Genomic DNA, 16823 nt, shown 5'->3' on the forward strand with positions numbered 1-16823 from the left:
GGGCTGCCGTCATCCCGCCGACAGCGGCGGGATGACGGCAGCCCTCAGCGGCGCCGACAGACCGAACAGTCGCTGCCCTGGTTTCTGGATCTCAGCCCGCTTCAACGCGGCGGTTCTCCCCTGCAGCTCCGATGGTTGCTTATGCACCATCATAGTGCAGCAATCGTGACGATAGTCCACATGTTTGCGCCTAGCCTCCTCCCCGTGTGGGAGAAGGTGGATCGGCGCGTAGCGCCGAGACGGATAAGGGGTGTTCCAGCGGAGTGTGAGACGTCTGTGTTCCCTGGAACACCCTCGTCCGTCGCCTTCGGTGACACCTTCTCGCATAGGGGAGAAGGGAGAGCCCCGCTACCCGAACTTGCCCGTCCTCGGGAAACCCTTCGGCACCATGCGACCGGCGGCTGCGCGAGCGCCGATCCACTCGGCCAATTCCTCGCGCGACTTGGTGAAGGTGCGGTCGGCCGAATCCTGCCAGGTCAGCCCCGCTGCAATCGTGAAGGTCTTAAGGTCCAGCACGCCGCCGTCCTTGTATTTCTGCAGGCGCACACCCTTGCCGCGCGCCATTTCCGGGATTTCGGACAGCGGGAAGATCAGCATCTTGCGGTTCTCGCCGACAATGGCGAGATGGTCGCCGGCGACCGGAATGCAGCGTTTGGCCTCGTCCGGCGCCTTGACGTTCATCACCTGCTTGCCCTTGCGGGTGTTGGCGATCACCTCTTCCTCGGAGACGACGAAGCCGTTGGCGTCGTAGGAAACCAAGAGCAGCTTGCGCTTCGGGTCGTGGACAAAGGCGGTGACGATGTCCTGGTCGTTTTCCATGTCGACGATGATGCGGATCGGCTCGCCATGGCCGCGCCCGCCCGGCAGCCGGTCGGCGCCGATGGTGTAGAACTTGCCGCCGGTGGTGAAGACCAGGATCTTGTCGGTCGTCTGCGCGTGGAAGGCGAGCTTCAGGCTGTCGCCTTCCTTGAAGGCAAGCTGCGAATAGTCGGTCAGGTGACCCTTCATCGCGCGGAGCCAGCCCTTTTCCGAAACCACGACGGTGACAGGCTCGCGCTCGATCATGGCGTGCGCGATATCGGTGAGGTCATGCTCGGGCGCGTCGGCGAACTGGGTGCGGCGTTTGCCGAGCTCGGTCTCCGGACCGAACTTCTTACGAACCTCAGCGACTTCCCACTTGATCGTCGCCCATTGCTTGGCGTCGGAGGCAAGCAATGCCTCGATCTGCTTCTTCTCCTCGGTAAGGCCGTCGAACTCCTTGCGGATTTCGATCTCTTCCAGCTTGCGCAGGGCGCGCAGCCGCATGTTGAGAATGGCCTCGGCCTGATTGTCGGTGAGCGACCAGCGGGCCATCATCACCTGCTTGGGCTCGTCTTCCTCGCGGATGATCCTGATCACCTCGTCGATGTTCAAATAGGCGATCAGATAGCCGGCCAGGATTTCCAGCCGCTTCTCGATCTCGCCCAGCCGATATCTCGAGCGGCGGATCAGCACGTCGCGGCGGTGATCGAGCCATTCCTTCAGCACGCCCTTCAGTGACAGGACGTTCGGCACCTTGCCGCGCGACAGCACGTTCATGTTGAGCGGGAAGCGGCTTTCGAGCTCGGTCAGCTTGAACAGCGATTCCATCAGGATGCCTGGATCGACGCTGCGGCTCTTCGGCGCCAGCACGATACGGATATCCTCGGCGCTTTCGTCGCGGACGTCCTCGAGCAGCGGCAGCTTGCGCGCCATCAGGAGCTCGGCGATCTTCTCGATCAGCCTGGCCTTCTGGACGCCATAGGGGATTTCCGTGACGACAATGCTCCAGGTGCCCCTGCCCTGGTCCTCCTGGCTCCATCTGGAGCGCACGCGGAAACCGCCGCGGCCGCTCTCATAGGCTTCGAGGACCGAGGCGCGGCTGTCGACGATGATGCCGCCGGTCGGGAAATCCGGCCCTTGGACGAAATCCATCAGCTTCGCCACCGGCGCGTCCGGATGCTCGATCAGATGAAGTGCCGCGTCGCAAAGCTCGGCGGCGTTGTGCGGCGGGATCGAGGTCGCCATGCCGACCGCAATGCCGGACGAGCCGTTGGCGAGCAGGTTCGGGAAGGCGCCGGGTAGAACGGAGGGTTCCTCGTCCTCCTCATTATAGGTCGGCCGGAAGTCGACGGCGTCCTCGGTGATGCCGGCAAGCAGCTCAGTCGCCACCTCCGTCATGCGCGCTTCGGTGTAGCGCATGGCGGCGGCGTTATCGCCGTCGATATTGCCGAAATTGCCCTGCCCGTCGACCAGCGGGTAGCGCATCGAGAATTCCTGCGCGAGCCGCACCAGCGCGTCGTAGATCGACTGGTCGCCATGCGGATGGAACTTACCCATCACCTCGCCGACGATGCGGGCGCATTTGGCGAAGCCCTGATCCGGGTTGAGCCGCAAGAGCCGCATGGCATGCATGATGCGGCGATGGACCGGCTTCAGTCCGTCCCGCACATCCGGCAGCGCCCGGTGCATGATGGTCGACAGCGCATAGGCAAGATAGCGCTTCTCGAGCGCTTCCTTCAGATCGACCGGTTCGATGTTGTCGCCGCCGCCATTGTCTCCAGGCGGCAAATGCCTTTTGCCCATGGATTTGGACTAGCCGAGCGGGTGATTCGCGGCAAGCGCCGGGTTGGCAGTCGGCGGATTCGTCGCAAATGGCGACGTGAAGGATTTCACGGAAGCGGCAAGTTGAACATTCCAGTTTGCCCATTCTGCAACCGGCCCCGGCAGCAAGCGGGCTAACCGGCCAACATCAATCTGTTACATGCGCCCTCTATCTGGGCAGGCAACGCGCCGGCGCAGGAGAGCCGCGGTCTTCATGACAAATTCACCGCATCATGCAAAGCGTGCCGGCCGGGTTTGCTTTTCATCGCCGTTTTCGACAAATGTGCCGGGAAACGCCTTGTTCCCGACCCGTTCGTCGCGGAATGGTGATGGAGTAGAATTCAAAAACACTTTTCAGGACAGGGAACTCGCCATGAAAATTCAACGCTCAATGCTCAAGAAACTGGCTTTTTCAACCATTCTGCTGGCCCTGCCGCTCAACACCGCCTTCGCCGCCGATCCGGCGGTGGCCGACCGCGTCAAGGCGGCCCTTGCCGCCCAGGGCGTCGACATTTCCTGGACCGGCGTCTCCGGCGACAATTCGAACGCGGTGCTGCAGGGCGTGTCCATCAAGCCGGCAGCCGAGAAGGAAGCCCTGCCGATCGGCGACGTGAAGCTGGAGGGCATCACCGAGGCCAATGGCGGCTTCGAGATCGCGACCGTCTCGAGCTCGGCATTCGAGCGCAGCCAGGACGGCGTGACGCTCAACCTCAGCCCCGTTGTCATTCACGGCATGAAGGTGCCGGCCGAAGGCAGCACCGACCCGCTCGGCTCGCTGATGATGTACAAGTCGGCCGAGCTCTCCAACATGACCGTCAAGGTCGGCGACAAGACGGCCTTCTCGATGGACGGGCTGGCCGTCCAGATCACCCCGCCGGCCGGCGGCAAGGCGATGGACTTCACCGCCAACACGGAAAAGTTCAACGCCGACCTGACACTGGTCGAGGACCCGAAGTCGAAGGAGGCGATCCAAGCGCTCGGCTACCAGAATATCTCCGGTACGGTCTCGATGGCCGGCACCTGGCAGCCCAGCGACGGCAAGATGGAGCTCTCGAAATACGACATCTCGGTCGAGAATGCCGGCACGCTCGGCATGACCTTCAATCTCGGCGGCTACACCCTCGACTTCATCAAGTCGATGCAGGAGATGCAAAAGAAGTTCGCCGCACAGCCGGAGGGTGCCGACAATTCCGCGCAGGGCATGGCCATGCTCGGCCTCTTGCAGCAGCTTTCCTTCAACGGCGCCTCGGTGCGCTTCGACGACGATTCGCTGACCGGCAAGGTGCTCGACTATGTCGGCAAGCAGCAGGGCATGTCCGGCAAGGACGTCGCCAACCAGGCCAAGGCGATCGTACCGTTCGGCATGGCGCAGCTCAACAATCCCGAACTGACGGCCGAGGTGTCGGCCGCGGTCAACAAGTTCCTCGACGACCCCAAGAGCCTAGAGATCTCGGCCGAACCGCCGGCGTCGGTGCCGTTCGCGCTGATCATGGCCGGCGCCATGTCCAACCCGCTCGACCTGCCGAAGACGCTGGGCGTGAAGGTCAAGGCGAACGAGGACTGATCGGGGCGCTTCGCACCTGCCAGCATTATCCAACGGCGGTTCGGATGATCCGGATCGCCGTTTTCGTAAGATCAGGGCCTGACCTCCTCGACGAAGGCGTTCGTCGCTCTTTACAAAGAGTATGTCGGACCACACCGGCCCGCCGTGACCCTCCTCGGGGTCTCGGGTTTGGCATTCCCGCAGCAATTGGTTGAATCCGGGCGGTTGCCCACACGCTCTGACCCAATCCTTGAGAAAATGGCTCTGGGAGCGATGGCCAGCCGCCAATCGCTCCCGGGGCTACCATCGATTCAGGATGAGCCCCCGCGTCAGTCCTTCTTCGCGACGGCGACGCGCAGCGACAGCTCCCGAAGCTGCTGCGGGGTGGCCTCCGAAGGGGCGTTCATCAGCAGGTCATAGGCCTGCTGGTTCATCGGGAACATGGTCACCTCGCGCAGGTTCTTGGCGCCGACCAAAAGCATGACGATGCGGTCGATGCCGGCCGCCATGCCGCCATGCGGCGGCGCGCCATACTGGAAGGCGCGGTAGAGGCCGCCGAAGCGCTCCTCGACCGTCTGGCGATCGAGGCCGACCATCTCGAAGGCCTTGACCATGGTCTCCGGCAGGTGGTTGCGGATGCCGCCGGATGCGATCTCGAAACCGTTGCAGACCATGTCGTATTGGAACGCCTTGATGCCCAGCGGCTCCTGGCCGCCGAGCGCGTCGATGCCGCCCTGCGGCATGGAGAACGGATTGTGGGCGAAGTCGATCTTCTTCTCATCCTCGTTCCATTCGAAGAACGGAAAGTCGACGATCCAGCAGAGTTCGAAGCGATCGCGGTCGACGAGGTTCAATTCCTCGCCGGCGCGGGTGCGCGCGGCGCCCGCGAAGGAAACGAACTTCTTCGGGTCACCGGCGACGAAGAAGGCGGCATCGCCATCGGCAAGGCCAAGCTGCTGGCGCACCGCCTCGGTGCGTTCCTCACCGATGTTCTTGGCGATCGGTCCGGCGCCTTCGAGCTTGTCGCCCTCCTTGCGCCAGAAGATGTATCCGAGGCCTGGCTGGCCCTCGCCCTGCGCCCAGGAGTTCATGCGATCGCAGAAGGCGCGGCTGCCGCCGGTCTTGGCGGGGATAGCCCAGACTTCGGCCTTCGGATCGTTGGCCAGGATGTTGGCGAAGACCTTGAAGCCGGAATCGCGGAAATGATCCGAGACCGCCTGCATCTCGATCGGGTTGCGCAGGTCCGGCTTGTCGGTGCCGTAGGTCCGCATCGCCTCGTCGAAGGGAATGCGGCGGAATTGCTGAGTCACCGGCTTGCCGGCGGCAAAGGTCTCGAAGACGCCGCGAAGCACCGGCTCCATGGTGGAGAGCACGTCATCCTGCTCGACGAAGCTCATCTCGAGGTCGAGCTGGTAGAACTCGCCGGGCAGGCGGTCGGCGCGCGGATCCTCGTCACGGAAGCAGGGCGCGATCTGGAAGTAGCGGTCGAAGCCGGAGACCATGATCAGCTGCTTGTACTGCTGCGGCGCCTGCGGCAGGGCATAGAAGGTGCCGGGATGGATGCGCGACGGCACCAGGAAGTCGCGCGCGCCTTCGGGCGACGACGCGGTCAGGATCGGCGTCGAGAATTCGGTGAAACCGACCTCGCCCATGCGCTTGCGCATCTCGGCGATGATCTTGGTGCGCGCAACGATGTTCCTGTGCAGCGTCTCGCGGCGCAGGTCGAGGAAGCGGTATTTCAGGCGGATGTCCTCGGGGTATTCAGGCTCGCCGAACACCGGCAGCGGCAGCTCCTTGGCCGCCGAGAGCACTTCGATCTCGCGCGCGAAAATCTCGATCTCGCCAGTCGGCAAATTGGCGTTGACGGTCTCCGGCAGGCGCGCCTTGACCTCGCCGTCGATGCGGATCACCCATTCGCCGCGCACCGTCTCGGCGACCTTGAAGGCCGGCGAGTCCGGGTCGGCGACGATCTGGGTCAGGCCGTAATGGTCGCGCAGATCGATGAAGAGCAGCCCGCCATGGTCGCGCACGCGATGCACCCAGCCGGACAGGCGGACCGAATTGCCGACGTCGGTCTTTCTCAATTGGGCACAGGTGTGGCTGCGGTAACGATGCATTGTCATTGGTGGAGTCCGGAATTGCGGGCGAAAGCCCGGCTCGAAAATTGGCGCGAAAAGCGCATGAGAGGCCGGCTTTGTCAAGGCAAGCGGTCACACGCAGGCGCGGTGCCCCAGGTCAGGCAAAGTGGATTTCGGCACCCAGGCGCTCGAAATCGGCAAGGATGGGTGAAGGCGCCGTCTTGTCCACCACCAGATGGCTTATCGCGTCGGGCGCGGCGACGCGATAAGGCGCCGCGGTGGCGAGCTTGTCGTTGGTGACGACGATCACGATGCCGGCGCTATTCCCGGCCATGGCGCGCTTGACCTCCGCTTCCGCCGAATCGAAGGCGGTGACGCCACGCGAGGCATCGAGGCCGCAGGAGCCAAGGAAGAACAGATCGGCGCCAAGCTGCGCCACGGCGGCCAGCGTATCGCCGCCGACACAGGTGCCGAGGTCGCGGACATACCTGCCGCCCAGCACAAACAGCTCGACCAGGGGCAGATCGGCGAGTGCCGATGCGACGCCCGGCGAATTGGTAGCGACCGTCAGCTCTGGAGCGCGGGCTTCTTCGGCGCCGGGCTGTTCGGCGGCGCCATGGCGCATCTCGGCCTGTCGCCGCAGCTGCATCTGGCGCTGGTGGTGCCGATGGTGACCATTGCAACGGCCCTGTTTCTCGGCGGCTTCGAGCCGGCGCCCGCCCGCTTCGCCAGCTCCGGCGACAAGGCGCCGATGTTCGCGCGGCCGACATTGCCGATCCTGGTCCTGGTCGCCGTGACGCTTTCGGCGATGCTCCTCGAAGGCGCCAGCATCGACTGGTCGGCGATCTACATGCGCACCGTCTTCGACTCCGGCCCCTTCGTCGCCGGGCTTGACCGTGGCGCTGTTTGCCTTCTCGCAGGCAACCACACGCCTTTTCGCCGACTCCTTCGTCGACCGCCACTCGCCAAGCGGGGTCGCGCGCGTGCTCTTGGCAGCGATGGCGGCCGGCGTGCTCATCGTCTTCTTCTCGCCGCTGCCGGCCGTTTCGATGTTTGGCTTTGCCCTGTTGGGCATCGGCAGCAGCGCCCTCTTCCCGCTGGCGATCTCCGCCGCCGCGCAACGGACGGATCGCCCGGCGGCGATCAACGTCGCGGCGCTCTCACAGATTTCCTTCATCGCTTTCCTGCTCGGCCCGCCGCTGCTCGGCTTCGTATCGGACCATTGGGGCATCCGCTCCGCCTATGGCATCGGCATCCCCTTCATCGCGCTCAGCCTGCTGACGGTAGGTTCACTTGGCCGGAGGCCGGCCGTGGAGAACATCCATGCGTTTCCGGGCAAGACACCTGCTACGGTCGAGCTGGAGATAGAAATACGGGCCGGCAAGGCTTAGGACACCCCTACCCCAATTGGCAGCCCATCTCCTCGGCCGGGTGCAAGGATGTGAAGTTGCATTTGCCGCTGGCGTTGACAGGATCTATGGTCCAAGAAGAGGTCACAGATCCGTGATTGCCTCTCTTTAATGTCGTCCATCCGTCCGCTTATTCCGCTCCTGATTGCCGCAGGCATCCTGCTTGGCGGCAATGGGCTGCAGGGAACGCTGATTGCCTTGCGCGGGGCGCAGGAAGGCTTTTCCGCTTCCGATATCGGCCTGATGGGCACGTTCTATTTCGCCGGTTTCCTGCTCGGCTGCCTGGCCGTCACGCGTATCCTGAAGGCGGTCGGCCACGTCCGGACTTTTGCCGCGCTGGCCGCGATCGCCTCGGTCGGCACGCTGCTTCTGGTGCTCGTCATCGACCCCGTCATGTGGTGCGCGGTGCGCTTTGCCGGCGGCTTCTGCTTTGCCGGCCTGTTCACCGTCATGGAAGCCTGGCTGAATTCCGGCGTCGGCAACAAGGACCGCGCGCGGGTGCTCGCCATATATCGCATGGTCGACATCGGCTCGGTTACCGGCGCGCAATTCCTGATTCCGATCTTCGGCGCCGGCGGTTTCGCCATCTTCGCCGTCATGTCGATGATGATCACCTTTTCGCTGGTGCCGGTCTCGCTCGGGGACCGCTCGAACCCGGCGCCTCCGGAAGACGTCAAGCTCGACCTGCCGCGCGTCTGGCGGATCTCGCCGCTCGGCTCGATCGGCTGCATCGCCGTCGGCCTCACAAACAGCGCCTTTCGCACGCTGTCGCCGGTCTATGCCGAGGAGATCGGCATGTCGGTTGCCGATGTCGTGACCTTCGTCAGCGTCGGCATTTTTGGAGGCGCCCTCATCCAATATCCGCTTGGCTATCTCTCCGACCGCCGAGACCGCCGCTCGGTGCTGCTGGCGACGACGTGCTGCGCCATGCTTGCCGCGCTGGCGCTGGCCTTCGTGGCGCGCGCCGACCCGTTCCTCAACTTCATCATCGTTTTCATCTTCGGCAGCTTCGCCATGCCGCTCTATTCACTATCGGCCGCGCATGCCAACGACCGGGCCGGCAAAGGCGAATTCGTGCTGATCAACGCGGCGCTGATGCTGTTCTACTCCTTCGGCGCGATCGGCGGTCCGATTGCGGCCTCGGCGGTGATGCAACATTTCGGGCCGAGCGCGCTGTTCGTTTTCAACGCCGTCGTCTATGCCGTTCTCATCATTGTGATCCTCTACCGCATGCAGGTGCGGTCGAGTGTGCCGGCCGGCAGCCGCAGCCGCTTCACCGCGCTTTTGCGCACGTCGACGCTATTCGCGCGGCTGGCGCGGCGGGGTGGCGATTCAGACAAGCAGGATTAGGCGTTTCAGCGTTTCGCGGACACGCCGAACCGCTCTATCTCTTTGATTTTACGCAATTACGGACGGAAAACTGTTCGTCACTTTTCCTGGAATTGCTCTAACTGCGGCTTGACGAAAGCGCTTGCGGCTGAAATTGAAGAGGCCTGATATGATGCCAAAAGCGAATTGATGCACGTCATCACCACCCAGAAAGAACTCGAGAGCGTCATCGCGGCGTTCGAAAAGTCCGAATTCGTAACCGTCGACACCGAATTCATCCGCGAAACGACCTTCTGGCCGATCCTCTGCCTCATCCAGATGGCCGCGCCAGGCGTGACGGCGCTGATCGATCCGCTTTCGCCCGACATCGACCTCAAACCCTTCTTCCGGCTGATGGCCAACGAAGCGGTGGTCAAGGTTTTTCACGCCGCACGCCAGGACATCGAAATCATCGTTCATCTGGGCGACCTGGTGCCGCATCCTGTGTTCGACACGCAGGTGGCGGCCATGGTCTGCGGCTTCGGCGACAGCGTCTCCTACGATCAGTTGGTGCAGCGCATCACCGGCGCGCGGCTCGACAAATCCTCGCGTTTCACCGACTGGCGGCACCGGCCGCTCTCCGACAAGCAACTCGAATACGCGCTCGCCGACGTCACCCACCTGATCAAGGTATATGAGCACCTCAGCGCCGAGTTGAAGCGCGAGGACCGCGCCCATTGGCTCAATGAGGAGATGGACGTCCTCACCTCGCGCCAGACCTACGATCCGCATCCGGAGGATGCCTGGAAGCGGCTGAAGATGCGGCTGCGCAAGCCGCAGGAGCTGGCGATCGTGCAGGCGGTGGCGGCATGGCGCGAACGCGAGGCGCGCGAGCGCGACGTGCCGCGCGGCCGCGTGCTCAAGGACGATGCGATCTACGAAATCGCGCAACAGGCGCCGCGCGACGCGACTGCGTTGGGGCGGCTGCGGACGACGCCGAAGGGCTGGGAGCGTTCGGCGACGGCAACCGCGCTGCTCAGCGCCGTCAACACCGCCCTTTCCCTTCCGAAGGAAGCGATGCCCAAACTGCCGAAGACATTCCAGCCGCCGGAGGGCTCGAGCGCGGCGGCGGAACTGCTCAAGGTGCTGCTCAGGATTGTCGCCGAGAAGGAAGGCGTCGCCTCCAAGGTGCTCGCCTCGAGCGACGACATCGACCGCATCGCCGCCGAGGGTGATGCCGCCGACGTGCCGGCGCTGCAAGGCTGGCGGCGTGCCGTGTTTGGCGAACAGGCGCTTAGACTGGTGCGCGGCGAGATCGGCATCAAGTTCGACAAGCGCAGGATAGCGGTGTTCGACCTTTAAAGCGCGTCGCGCCGAAACGGATTCCGGCAACCGCTTCAAATACTTGAATTTCATGGCGTGTCGTTGTCCCAGAACCGCGCACGCTTCTGGGCGACATGCATCAATCTACACCGCCCCAAGCAGGTGCAGCGCGAACCAGATCCAGGCGACGAGAAGGATGCCCGCGCCGAGGAAGAAGGCGCGGCTGCGGTGCAGCAGATAGTTTCTGGTGAGATGCACCCAGGCGTGCACATAGCGCGTGACGACGAAGAGCCACATCAGCGTCAGCGTCAGGTAATTCACGCCATTGGTAACGAACAGCGCCAAGCATAGCACGTGAAAGAGGACCGGCAGCTCGAACTGGTTGATGAGGTTGTTGGCGACGGTAACGCTTGAGGCCGGCTCGGTCGAGCGGACCTTGTACTGGCTGATCTTGGCCTCGCCGGACTTCACGGCAAGATAACGCCGCTTCAGCATCACCAGATAGACGATGTAGACCAGCAGCACCTGCGCCAGCATCGGCCAGAAGATGGCGGTCTGGTTCATCTTGCCCCTACCGTTTAACGCCGCCGCTGCCCGGCAAGCGCCAGGACCGCAACGACCGCGAAGGGGATCGCCAGAAGCGTGAACTTTGTCACGGTCAGCGACGAGGCGAAGGCCAGCGAGTCGGGATTGGCCGACTGGAAATCCGACAAAAGCCGCGCCACGGCGAAGTTCTGCGCGTAGTCGGCGATCGTATAGGGCAACACCAGGACCAGTGCCGACAGCGCCTTCAATTGCGCGGGCATGGAGCGGAAAGTGCTCAGCCGCCTGCCGAAGGCCAGGATCAGGCTGAGCAAGGTGAGCGACAGCAGCGCCGGGAAGAGCAGATCAAACGTCAGATAATGCCAAACGATGATGATCTCGCTGCCGCGCCGGCCGAGCGCCGTCAGCCATGCCATGCCCTCATCCGGCGTGAAGCCGGTAACACGCATGTCGAGCGAAGGAAGCCCGCCGCTCAGGTGGCGGAAATAAAAGAACTCGAGCGCCGTCATGGCGATGAAGATCGCCGCGGACCCAATCGAGAGCGCCGCCGCGTGACGCGACAGGCGCAACACCGTGACGATCAGGTTGCGCCATAGCCCCAAGCGATCCGGCCGCTCGTCTGCCTGATCAAAGTCCGCCCGGATAGTTCGGGCTTTCGCGGGTGATCGTGACGTCATGGGCGTGGCTTTCACGAAGTCCGGCGTTTGATATGCGCACAAAGGTGGCGCGTTCGCGGAACTCGGCAAGATCGCGCCCACCGACATAACCCATAGCGGCTTTCAGGCCGCCCGCAAGCTGGTGCAGCACGCCAGCCACAGGTCCTTTGTAGGGAACCTGTCCTTCGATGCCCTCCGGAACCAGTTTCAAGGTGTCGCGCACCTCGGCCTGGAAGTAGCGATCGGCCGAGCCACGCGCCATGGCGCCGACCGAACCCATGCCGCGATAAGCCTTGAAGGAGCGGCCCTGGTGCAGATAGACCTCGCCCGGGCTCTCGTCGGTGCCGGCAAGCAGCGAGCCGATCATGGCGGCACTTGCGCCGGCGGCGAGCGCCTTGGCGAGATCGCCCGAATATTTGATGCCGCCATCGGCGATGACGCTCACGCCCGACTTCTCAGCCGTCTCCACCGCCGACATGATCGCCGACAGCTGCGGCACGCCGACGCCGGCGACGATGCGGGTGGTGCAGATCGAGCCGGGGCCGATACCGACCTTGACGGCGTCGGCGCCGGCATCGATCAGCGCCTGCGTGCCCTCGGCGGTGGCCACGTTGCCGGCCAGGATGCGCACCGAATTGGAGAGCTTCTTCGCCCGCGTCACCGCGTCCAGCACGCGCTGCGAATGGCCGTGCGCGGTGTCGATGACCAGAAGGTCGACGCCGGCATCGATCAGGCGCTCGGCGCGCTCGAAGCCGTCGTCGCCGACGCTGGTGGCGGCCGCGGCGCGCAGCCGCCCCTGAGCGTCCTTGGTGGCGTGCGGGTTGAGCTGCGACTTCTCGATATCCTTGACGGTGATCAGGCCGACGCAATTGCCCTTGCGGTCGACCACCACCAGCTTCTCGATGCGATGCTTGTGCAACAGGCGCTTGGCCTCGTCCTGGTCGACATTCTCTTTCACCGTGATCAGGTTCTCACGGGTCATCAATTCGTAGACCTTCTGCGACGGATCGGAGGCGAAGCGCACGTCGCGGTTGGTGAGGATCCCGACCAGCCGGCCGACCGTATGACCGCCGGTGCCGCCGTTCTCGACCACCGGAATGCCGGAAATGCCATGAGCGCGCATCAGTGCCAGGGCGTCGGCGAGCGTGGCGTCGGGGCCGATGGTAACGGGATTGACCACCATGCCGGATTCGAACTTCTTCACCTGCCTGACCTGCTCGGCCTGCTCGGCCGGCGAGAAATTGCGGTGGATGACGCCGATGCCGCCGGCTTGCGCCATGGCGATCGCCAGCCTCGCTTCGGTGACCGTGTCCATGGCGGCCGAGAGGATCGGCACGTTGAGATCGATGTCGCTGGCAATGCGGGTGCGGATGTCGGTCTGGCCGGGCATGACCTCGGAATGGCCGGGCTGCAACAGCACGTCGTCGAAGGTCAGCGCCAGCGCGCCGGTGGACGTCTCGATGATTTTTGCCATGGCCAGTCCTTTTTGAATGCGGAAAAGGCGCTGGGCCGAAATGGCCAGCGCCGACTCTCATCTTCCCTTTCAGGATTGGCGCTGGCTGGTAACACGTCCCGCAGGCGATGAAAAGCCGATCGTTGCGAGACGCTTCAGGTTCCTATTCCGCACCTAGGAGAGCATCCAGCAGAGCGTCCCGCGGCGATGCAAAAGGATTGACCACGGTCACAGAGCCATCCTGCAGATCTTCCGACAGGAGTAGCCGGCAACCCGTTTGCGATGCAGTCGCAAGAATGACAGCATCCCAGATGCCGAAACGATGGTTTGCCGCAAGATCGACAGCCTTCGTCAAGCGCCGCGCGCGATGATTCCCAGCGAGGGTTGCGGTCGCACAAAAGTGACAGCAATTAATGCGACATCCGGGCCATTTGGTGGTACCGCCCCGGCGTGCCGGCTCGCCCCCAAAGCCAGGCCCGGAATCGCGAAGTCAAATCAGGGCGTCCCCTTGAACCGCATCATCCCGCTCATCCTGGCGGTCGCACTTTTCATGGAGAACATGGATTCGACCGTGATCGCGACCTCGCTGCCGGCAATCGCCATCGACATCCACACCAGCCCGATCGCGCTGAAGCTGGCGCTGACGGCCTATCTCGTGTCGCTGGCAATCTTCATTCCGATCAGCGGCTGGATGGCGGACCGGTTCGGGGCCAAGAACGTGTTTCGCGCCGCGATCGCCGTCTTCATTGCCGGCTCGGTCGCCTGCGCCTTCTCCAATTCGCTGCCGGCCTTCGTGGTGTCGCGTTTCCTGCAAGGCATGGGCGGCGCCATGATGACGCCGGTCGGGCGCCTGGTGCTGGTGCGCGCGACGCCAAAGAGCGAGCTCGTCGCGGCGATGTCATGGCTGACGGTGCCGGCGCTCGTCGGGCCGTTGGTCGGCCCGCCGATCGGCGGCTTCATCACCACCTATTTCACTTGGCACTGGATCTTTTTGATCAACGTGCCGATCGGGCTTTTGGGCATCTGGCTTGCCACCCGCTATTTGCCGGAAACCGACCCCGCCAAAACGCCGCCGCTCGACTTCCCGGGCTTCGTGCTCAGCGGCCTCGCGGCGTCCGGCATCGTCTTCGGCCTCTCGGTGGTCAGCCTCCCCGCTTTGCCGCCGATCGCCGGCTTCATTACCGTTGCCGTCGGCCTGGTTTCGGGCGTGCTTTATCTGCTGCATGCTCGGCGCGCCAGGAACCCGCTGTTGGCGCTGGAGCTCTTCAGAAACCAGGTGTTCCGCTCCTCTGTGCTCGGCGGCTCGCTGTTCCGCATCGGCATCGGCGCGGTGCCTTTCCTGCTGCCGCTGATGTTCCAGATCGGCTTCGGGCTGACGCCGTTCCAGTCCGGTATGATCACCTTCGTCTCCGCGGTCGGCGCCATCGGCATGAAGTTCGTCACCGCGCTGCTCTTCAGGCTCGCCGGGTTCCGGCGGGTGCTGATCTGGGGATCGCTGATCGCCGCCGGCTCGATTGCCATCTACGGCCTTTTCACCCCCGCAACCCCCTATGCGCTGATGCTCGCGATCCTTTTGGTCGGCGGCTTCATCCGCTCGATGTTCTTCACCGGCGTCAACGCGCTGTCCTACGCCGAAGTATCGACCGCCGACACCAGCAAGGCGACGCCGATTGTTGCCGTGTTCCAGCAGTTGTCGATCGCGCTCGGCGTGGCGCTGGCCGGCGGCATCCTCGAAGTGTCGACTTCGATCCATGGCGGCCCGCTGACGCTTGGCGATTTCCACATCGCCTTCTTCATCGTCGCGGCGGTTTCGGCGGCGGCATCGCTGACCTTCATGCGGCTGGCGCCGGACGCCGGTAATGCGGTGTCGGGACATGGCAAATTGACGACGCCGAAGACGCTGGAGGCGGTGGGGACCGCGGGGAAATGAGCGCCACCTTTCCCTTCTCTCCTGACAAGGGGAGAAGGTTAGGCGCTACCCCTTGAATTCCTTCGCCAGCAGGTAAAGCTCCACCGACTCGTCGCGCGAGGCCGGCGGCTTCACATGATGAACCGAGCGGAAATTCTGCTTGAGCCGCGAGAGCAGCTCGTTCTCGGCCCCGCCCTGAAAGGTCTTGGCGAGGAAATGGCCGCCGGGCTTCAAAACCTGCAGGGCGAAATCCGCCGCCACTTCGCACAAATGCATGGTGCGCAGATGATCGGTCCGGCGATGCCCGGTGGTGGGGGCAGCCATGTCCGACAGCACGACATCGGGCTGACCGCCAAGCGCCTCTGACAGCTTTTGCGGCGCGTCGTGATCAAGGAAATCCAACTGCAGGATGACAGCGCCCGGCACCGCGTCCATCTCAAGATAGTCGATGCCGACGACATGCGGGTTTTCCGCGCTCGATTTCGTGCGGGCCGCCGCCACCTGGCACCAGCCGCCGGGTGCGGCGCCGAGGTCGATCACCTTCATGCCGGGTCTCAAAAGATGATGCTTGTCGTCGATCTCGGTGAGCTTGTAGGCGGCGCGCGAACGGTACCCATCGGCCTTGGAGCGCTGCACATAAGGGTCGTTCATGTGCCGCTCGAGCCAGCGGCGCGAGGATTCCTTCAGGCCGCTCTTCTTCTTGATCCGGGTCTTCAACACGCGCATGCCGGCCGAGCCCGGCTTCTCTGGCTTCCTGCTCATTGCCGGCCACGCCCGTCATGACGCCAGACGCCGTCATCGGCCATCAGTTCGCTCAATATACCTTCGCGCAGGCCGCGGTCGGCGACGCGCAGCCGCTCCGACGGCCACACGCCGCGGATCGCTTCCAGGATGGCGCAGCCAGCAAGCACCAGGTCGGCGCGGTCGGCGCCGATGCAGGGATTGGCGACGCGCTGCTGAAAATCCCAGCCGATCAGTTTTTCCACCATGCGGTCGACGCTCTGACGGTCCATCCACAGCCCGTCGACGCGGCGGCGATCGTAGCGCTCCAGGTCGAGATGGACGCCGGCCAGCGTCGTCACCGTGCCGGAGGTGCCGAGCAGATGGAAATTCGGACTGGCGAGCACATGCGCGAGCCGGTTGCGCCCGTCGAAGGCCTTGAGCCGCACCGCAACGTCATCGACCATGGCGGCGAAGGTCTCGCGCGTCACCGTGCGGCCGCCGAAACGTTCGGCGAGCGAGACGACACCCACCGGCAGCGACGTCCAGGAGACGATGTGGTTGGCAAGCTGCGGCGAGCGCTGGCCGCGCGTGAGATCGATCAATGCGATCTCGGACGAGCCGCCGCCGATGTCGAACAGCACCACGCCGCGCGTTTCGCGCTCGACCAGCGAGCCGCAGCCGGAGACGGCCAGCCGGGCCTCGGTCTGGCGATCGATGATCTCCAGCTTCAGACCGGCCTCGCGCTCGACCCGTTCGAGGAACTCGACGCCGTTTTCGGCCGAGCGGCAGGCCTCGGTGGCGATCAGCCTCGCCTTCCTGATCTTGCGGTTGCGCAGCTTGTCTCCGCAGACCTTCAACGCCTCGACGGCACGGTCCATGGCCGCCTGGCCGAGCCGGCCGCTGGCCGAAAGCCCCTCGCCCAGCCTGACAATGCGCGAGAACGCATCGATGACGCGGAACTGGCCGTGGCGGGCGGGCACCGCGACCAGCAGCCGGCAATTGTTGGTGCCGAGATCGAGCGCTGCGAATACCGGCAGTTCCTGATGCGGCGGGCGCGCGCCATTCGGAAGCGACGGTCGCGGCTGGGGGACGATCGGCGCGGGTGCAGGCGCGAGGCTGGCGGGAGCGGCGACGGGCCCCGGCGAGGGTATTCCGCCGTTCTCATCGCGTGCGAAAACCTTGCGGCCGCGCCTGCGCTTGCGGCGCTTGCGCGTTTTGCCTTTCGGGTTCTCGCTGCCTTGATTGTCGGCATGTCT

Annotated in this window: 13 protein-coding genes and 1 pseudogene; 5 read left to right on the forward strand and 9 right to left on the reverse strand. The window is 64.2% G+C overall.

The features are described 5' to 3' along the window. Positions 1–348: 348 nt before the first annotated feature. Positions 349–2604: a DNA topoisomerase IV subunit A gene (parC, locus tag EOA49_RS22945; protein ID WP_127240000.1), complete on the reverse strand. Its 2256-nt coding sequence runs from the start codon at positions 2602–2604 to the stop codon at positions 349–351. Between the two features lie 391 nt (positions 2605–2995). Between parC and EOA49_RS22950 the strand changes: the two genes are divergently transcribed. Beyond that, positions 2996–4186, forward strand: coding sequence for a hypothetical protein (locus tag EOA49_RS22950; protein ID WP_127240001.1), 1191 nt, complete (start codon positions 2996–2998; stop codon positions 4184–4186). A 308-nt stretch (positions 4187–4494) separates the two neighbouring features. On the opposite strand, the gene aspS is transcribed toward EOA49_RS22950, so the two are convergent. Both aspS and EOA49_RS33615 read right to left on the reverse strand, forming a co-directional pair. Next, positions 4495–6282 carry an aspartate--tRNA ligase gene (gene aspS / locus EOA49_RS22960; RefSeq protein WP_067329976.1) on the reverse strand — a complete coding sequence of 596 codons (1788 nt, stop codon included), beginning with the start codon at positions 6280–6282 and terminating at the stop codon, positions 4495–4497. 118 nt (positions 6283–6400) lie between these two features. Continuing rightward, entirely contained in the window at positions 6401–7261 is an 861-nt protein-coding gene (locus EOA49_RS33615; RefSeq protein ID WP_245322381.1) for a DeoR/GlpR family DNA-binding transcription regulator, read from the reverse strand. Here EOA49_RS33615 and EOA49_RS33620 point away from each other — a divergent pair. The 3 genes from EOA49_RS33620 to rnd all read left to right on the forward strand — a co-directional run bounded on the left by EOA49_RS33620 (position 7146) and on the right by rnd (position 10322). Then, complete coding sequence (locus EOA49_RS33620; protein ID WP_245322392.1) at positions 7146–7634, forward strand: MFS transporter; 489 nt, start codon at positions 7146–7148, stop codon at positions 7632–7634. The two genes, EOA49_RS33615 and EOA49_RS33620, sit on opposite strands and share 116 nt — an antisense overlap. Positions 7635–7763: 129 nt before the next feature. Next, positions 7764–9002 (forward strand): MFS transporter, encoded by a 1239-nt coding sequence (locus EOA49_RS22975; protein ID WP_127240002.1) that lies wholly within the window; start codon positions 7764–7766, stop codon positions 9000–9002. A gap of 168 nt (positions 9003–9170) precedes the next feature. Continuing rightward, positions 9171–10322 (forward strand): ribonuclease D, encoded by a 1152-nt coding sequence (gene rnd / locus EOA49_RS22980; protein ID WP_067329970.1) that lies wholly within the window; start codon positions 9171–9173, stop codon positions 10320–10322. A 105-nt stretch (positions 10323–10427) separates the two neighbouring features. Here the strand turns inward: rnd and EOA49_RS22985 are convergent, their stop codons facing one another. From EOA49_RS22985 to EOA49_RS34140, 4 genes and pseudogenes are all read right to left on the reverse strand, one after another. After that, entirely contained in the window at positions 10428–10847 is a 420-nt protein-coding gene (locus EOA49_RS22985) for an MAPEG family protein (RefSeq protein ID WP_067000646.1), read from the reverse strand. 14 nt (positions 10848–10861) lie between these two features. Then, positions 10862–11410, reverse strand: a complete 549-nt coding sequence (locus tag EOA49_RS22990; protein WP_245322393.1) for a hypothetical protein — start codon at positions 11408–11410, stop codon at positions 10862–10864. A 43-nt stretch (positions 11411–11453) separates the two neighbouring features. Then, the gene (gene guaB / locus EOA49_RS22995; protein ID WP_067329968.1) at positions 11454–12956 is read right to left on the reverse strand and encodes an IMP dehydrogenase; all 1503 of its coding nucleotides are present in this window, start codon (positions 12954–12956) and stop codon (positions 11454–11456) included. 142 nt (positions 12957–13098) lie between these two features. Beyond that, positions 13099–13281, reverse strand: a pseudogene (locus EOA49_RS34140) (VapC toxin family PIN domain ribonuclease); the annotation flags it as partial. A gap of 162 nt (positions 13282–13443) precedes the next feature. On the opposite strand from EOA49_RS34140, the gene EOA49_RS23005 reads away from it, so the two are divergent. Further along, positions 13444–14865 (forward strand): MFS transporter, encoded by a 1422-nt coding sequence (locus EOA49_RS23005; RefSeq protein ID WP_127240003.1) that lies wholly within the window; start codon positions 13444–13446, stop codon positions 14863–14865. A 45-nt stretch (positions 14866–14910) separates the two neighbouring features. Here the strand turns inward: EOA49_RS23005 and EOA49_RS23010 are convergent, their stop codons facing one another. Beyond that, positions 14911–15606 (reverse strand): RlmE family RNA methyltransferase, encoded by a 696-nt coding sequence (locus tag EOA49_RS23010; protein WP_067329957.1) that lies wholly within the window; start codon positions 15604–15606, stop codon positions 14911–14913. Next, on the reverse strand, positions 15603–16823 hold a 1221-nt coding region (locus tag EOA49_RS23015), incomplete at its 5' end, for a Ppx/GppA phosphatase family protein (protein ID WP_164749267.1). The genes EOA49_RS23015 and EOA49_RS23010, both read right to left, overlap by 4 nt.

The sequence above is a fragment of the Mesorhizobium sp. M1A.F.Ca.IN.020.04.1.1 genome, from assembly GCF_003997315.1.
Classification (GTDB): domain Bacteria; phylum Pseudomonadota; class Alphaproteobacteria; order Rhizobiales; family Rhizobiaceae; genus Mesorhizobium.

Excerpts from the sequence above, each read along its gene's own strand:
- EOA49_RS33615 (WP_245322381.1), bottom strand. The coding sequence starts at position 7,261 with ATGAGCACGCCGGCCGCCATCGCTGCCAAGAGCACGCGCGCGACCCCG.
- guaB (WP_067329968.1), bottom strand. The coding sequence starts at position 12,956 with ATGGCAAAAATCATCGAGACGTCCACCGGCGCGCTGGCGCTGACCTTC.
- EOA49_RS22975 (WP_127240002.1), top strand. The coding sequence starts at position 7,764 with ATGTCGTCCATCCGTCCGCTTATTCCGCTCCTGATTGCCGCAGGCATC.
- EOA49_RS23010 (WP_067329957.1), bottom strand. The coding sequence starts at position 15,606 with ATGAGCAGGAAGCCAGAGAAGCCGGGCTCGGCCGGCATGCGCGTGTTG.
- parC (WP_127240000.1), bottom strand. The coding sequence starts at position 2,604 with ATGGGCAAAAGGCATTTGCCGCCTGGAGACAATGGCGGCGGCGACAAC.
- rnd (WP_067329970.1), top strand. The coding sequence starts at position 9,171 with ATGCACGTCATCACCACCCAGAAAGAACTCGAGAGCGTCATCGCGGCG.
- aspS (WP_067329976.1), bottom strand. The coding sequence starts at position 6,282 with ATGCATCGTTACCGCAGCCACACCTGTGCCCAATTGAGAAAGACCGAC.
- EOA49_RS22950 (WP_127240001.1), top strand. The coding sequence starts at position 2,996 with ATGAAAATTCAACGCTCAATGCTCAAGAAACTGGCTTTTTCAACCATT.
- EOA49_RS22985 (WP_067000646.1), bottom strand. The coding sequence starts at position 10,847 with ATGAACCAGACCGCCATCTTCTGGCCGATGCTGGCGCAGGTGCTGCTG.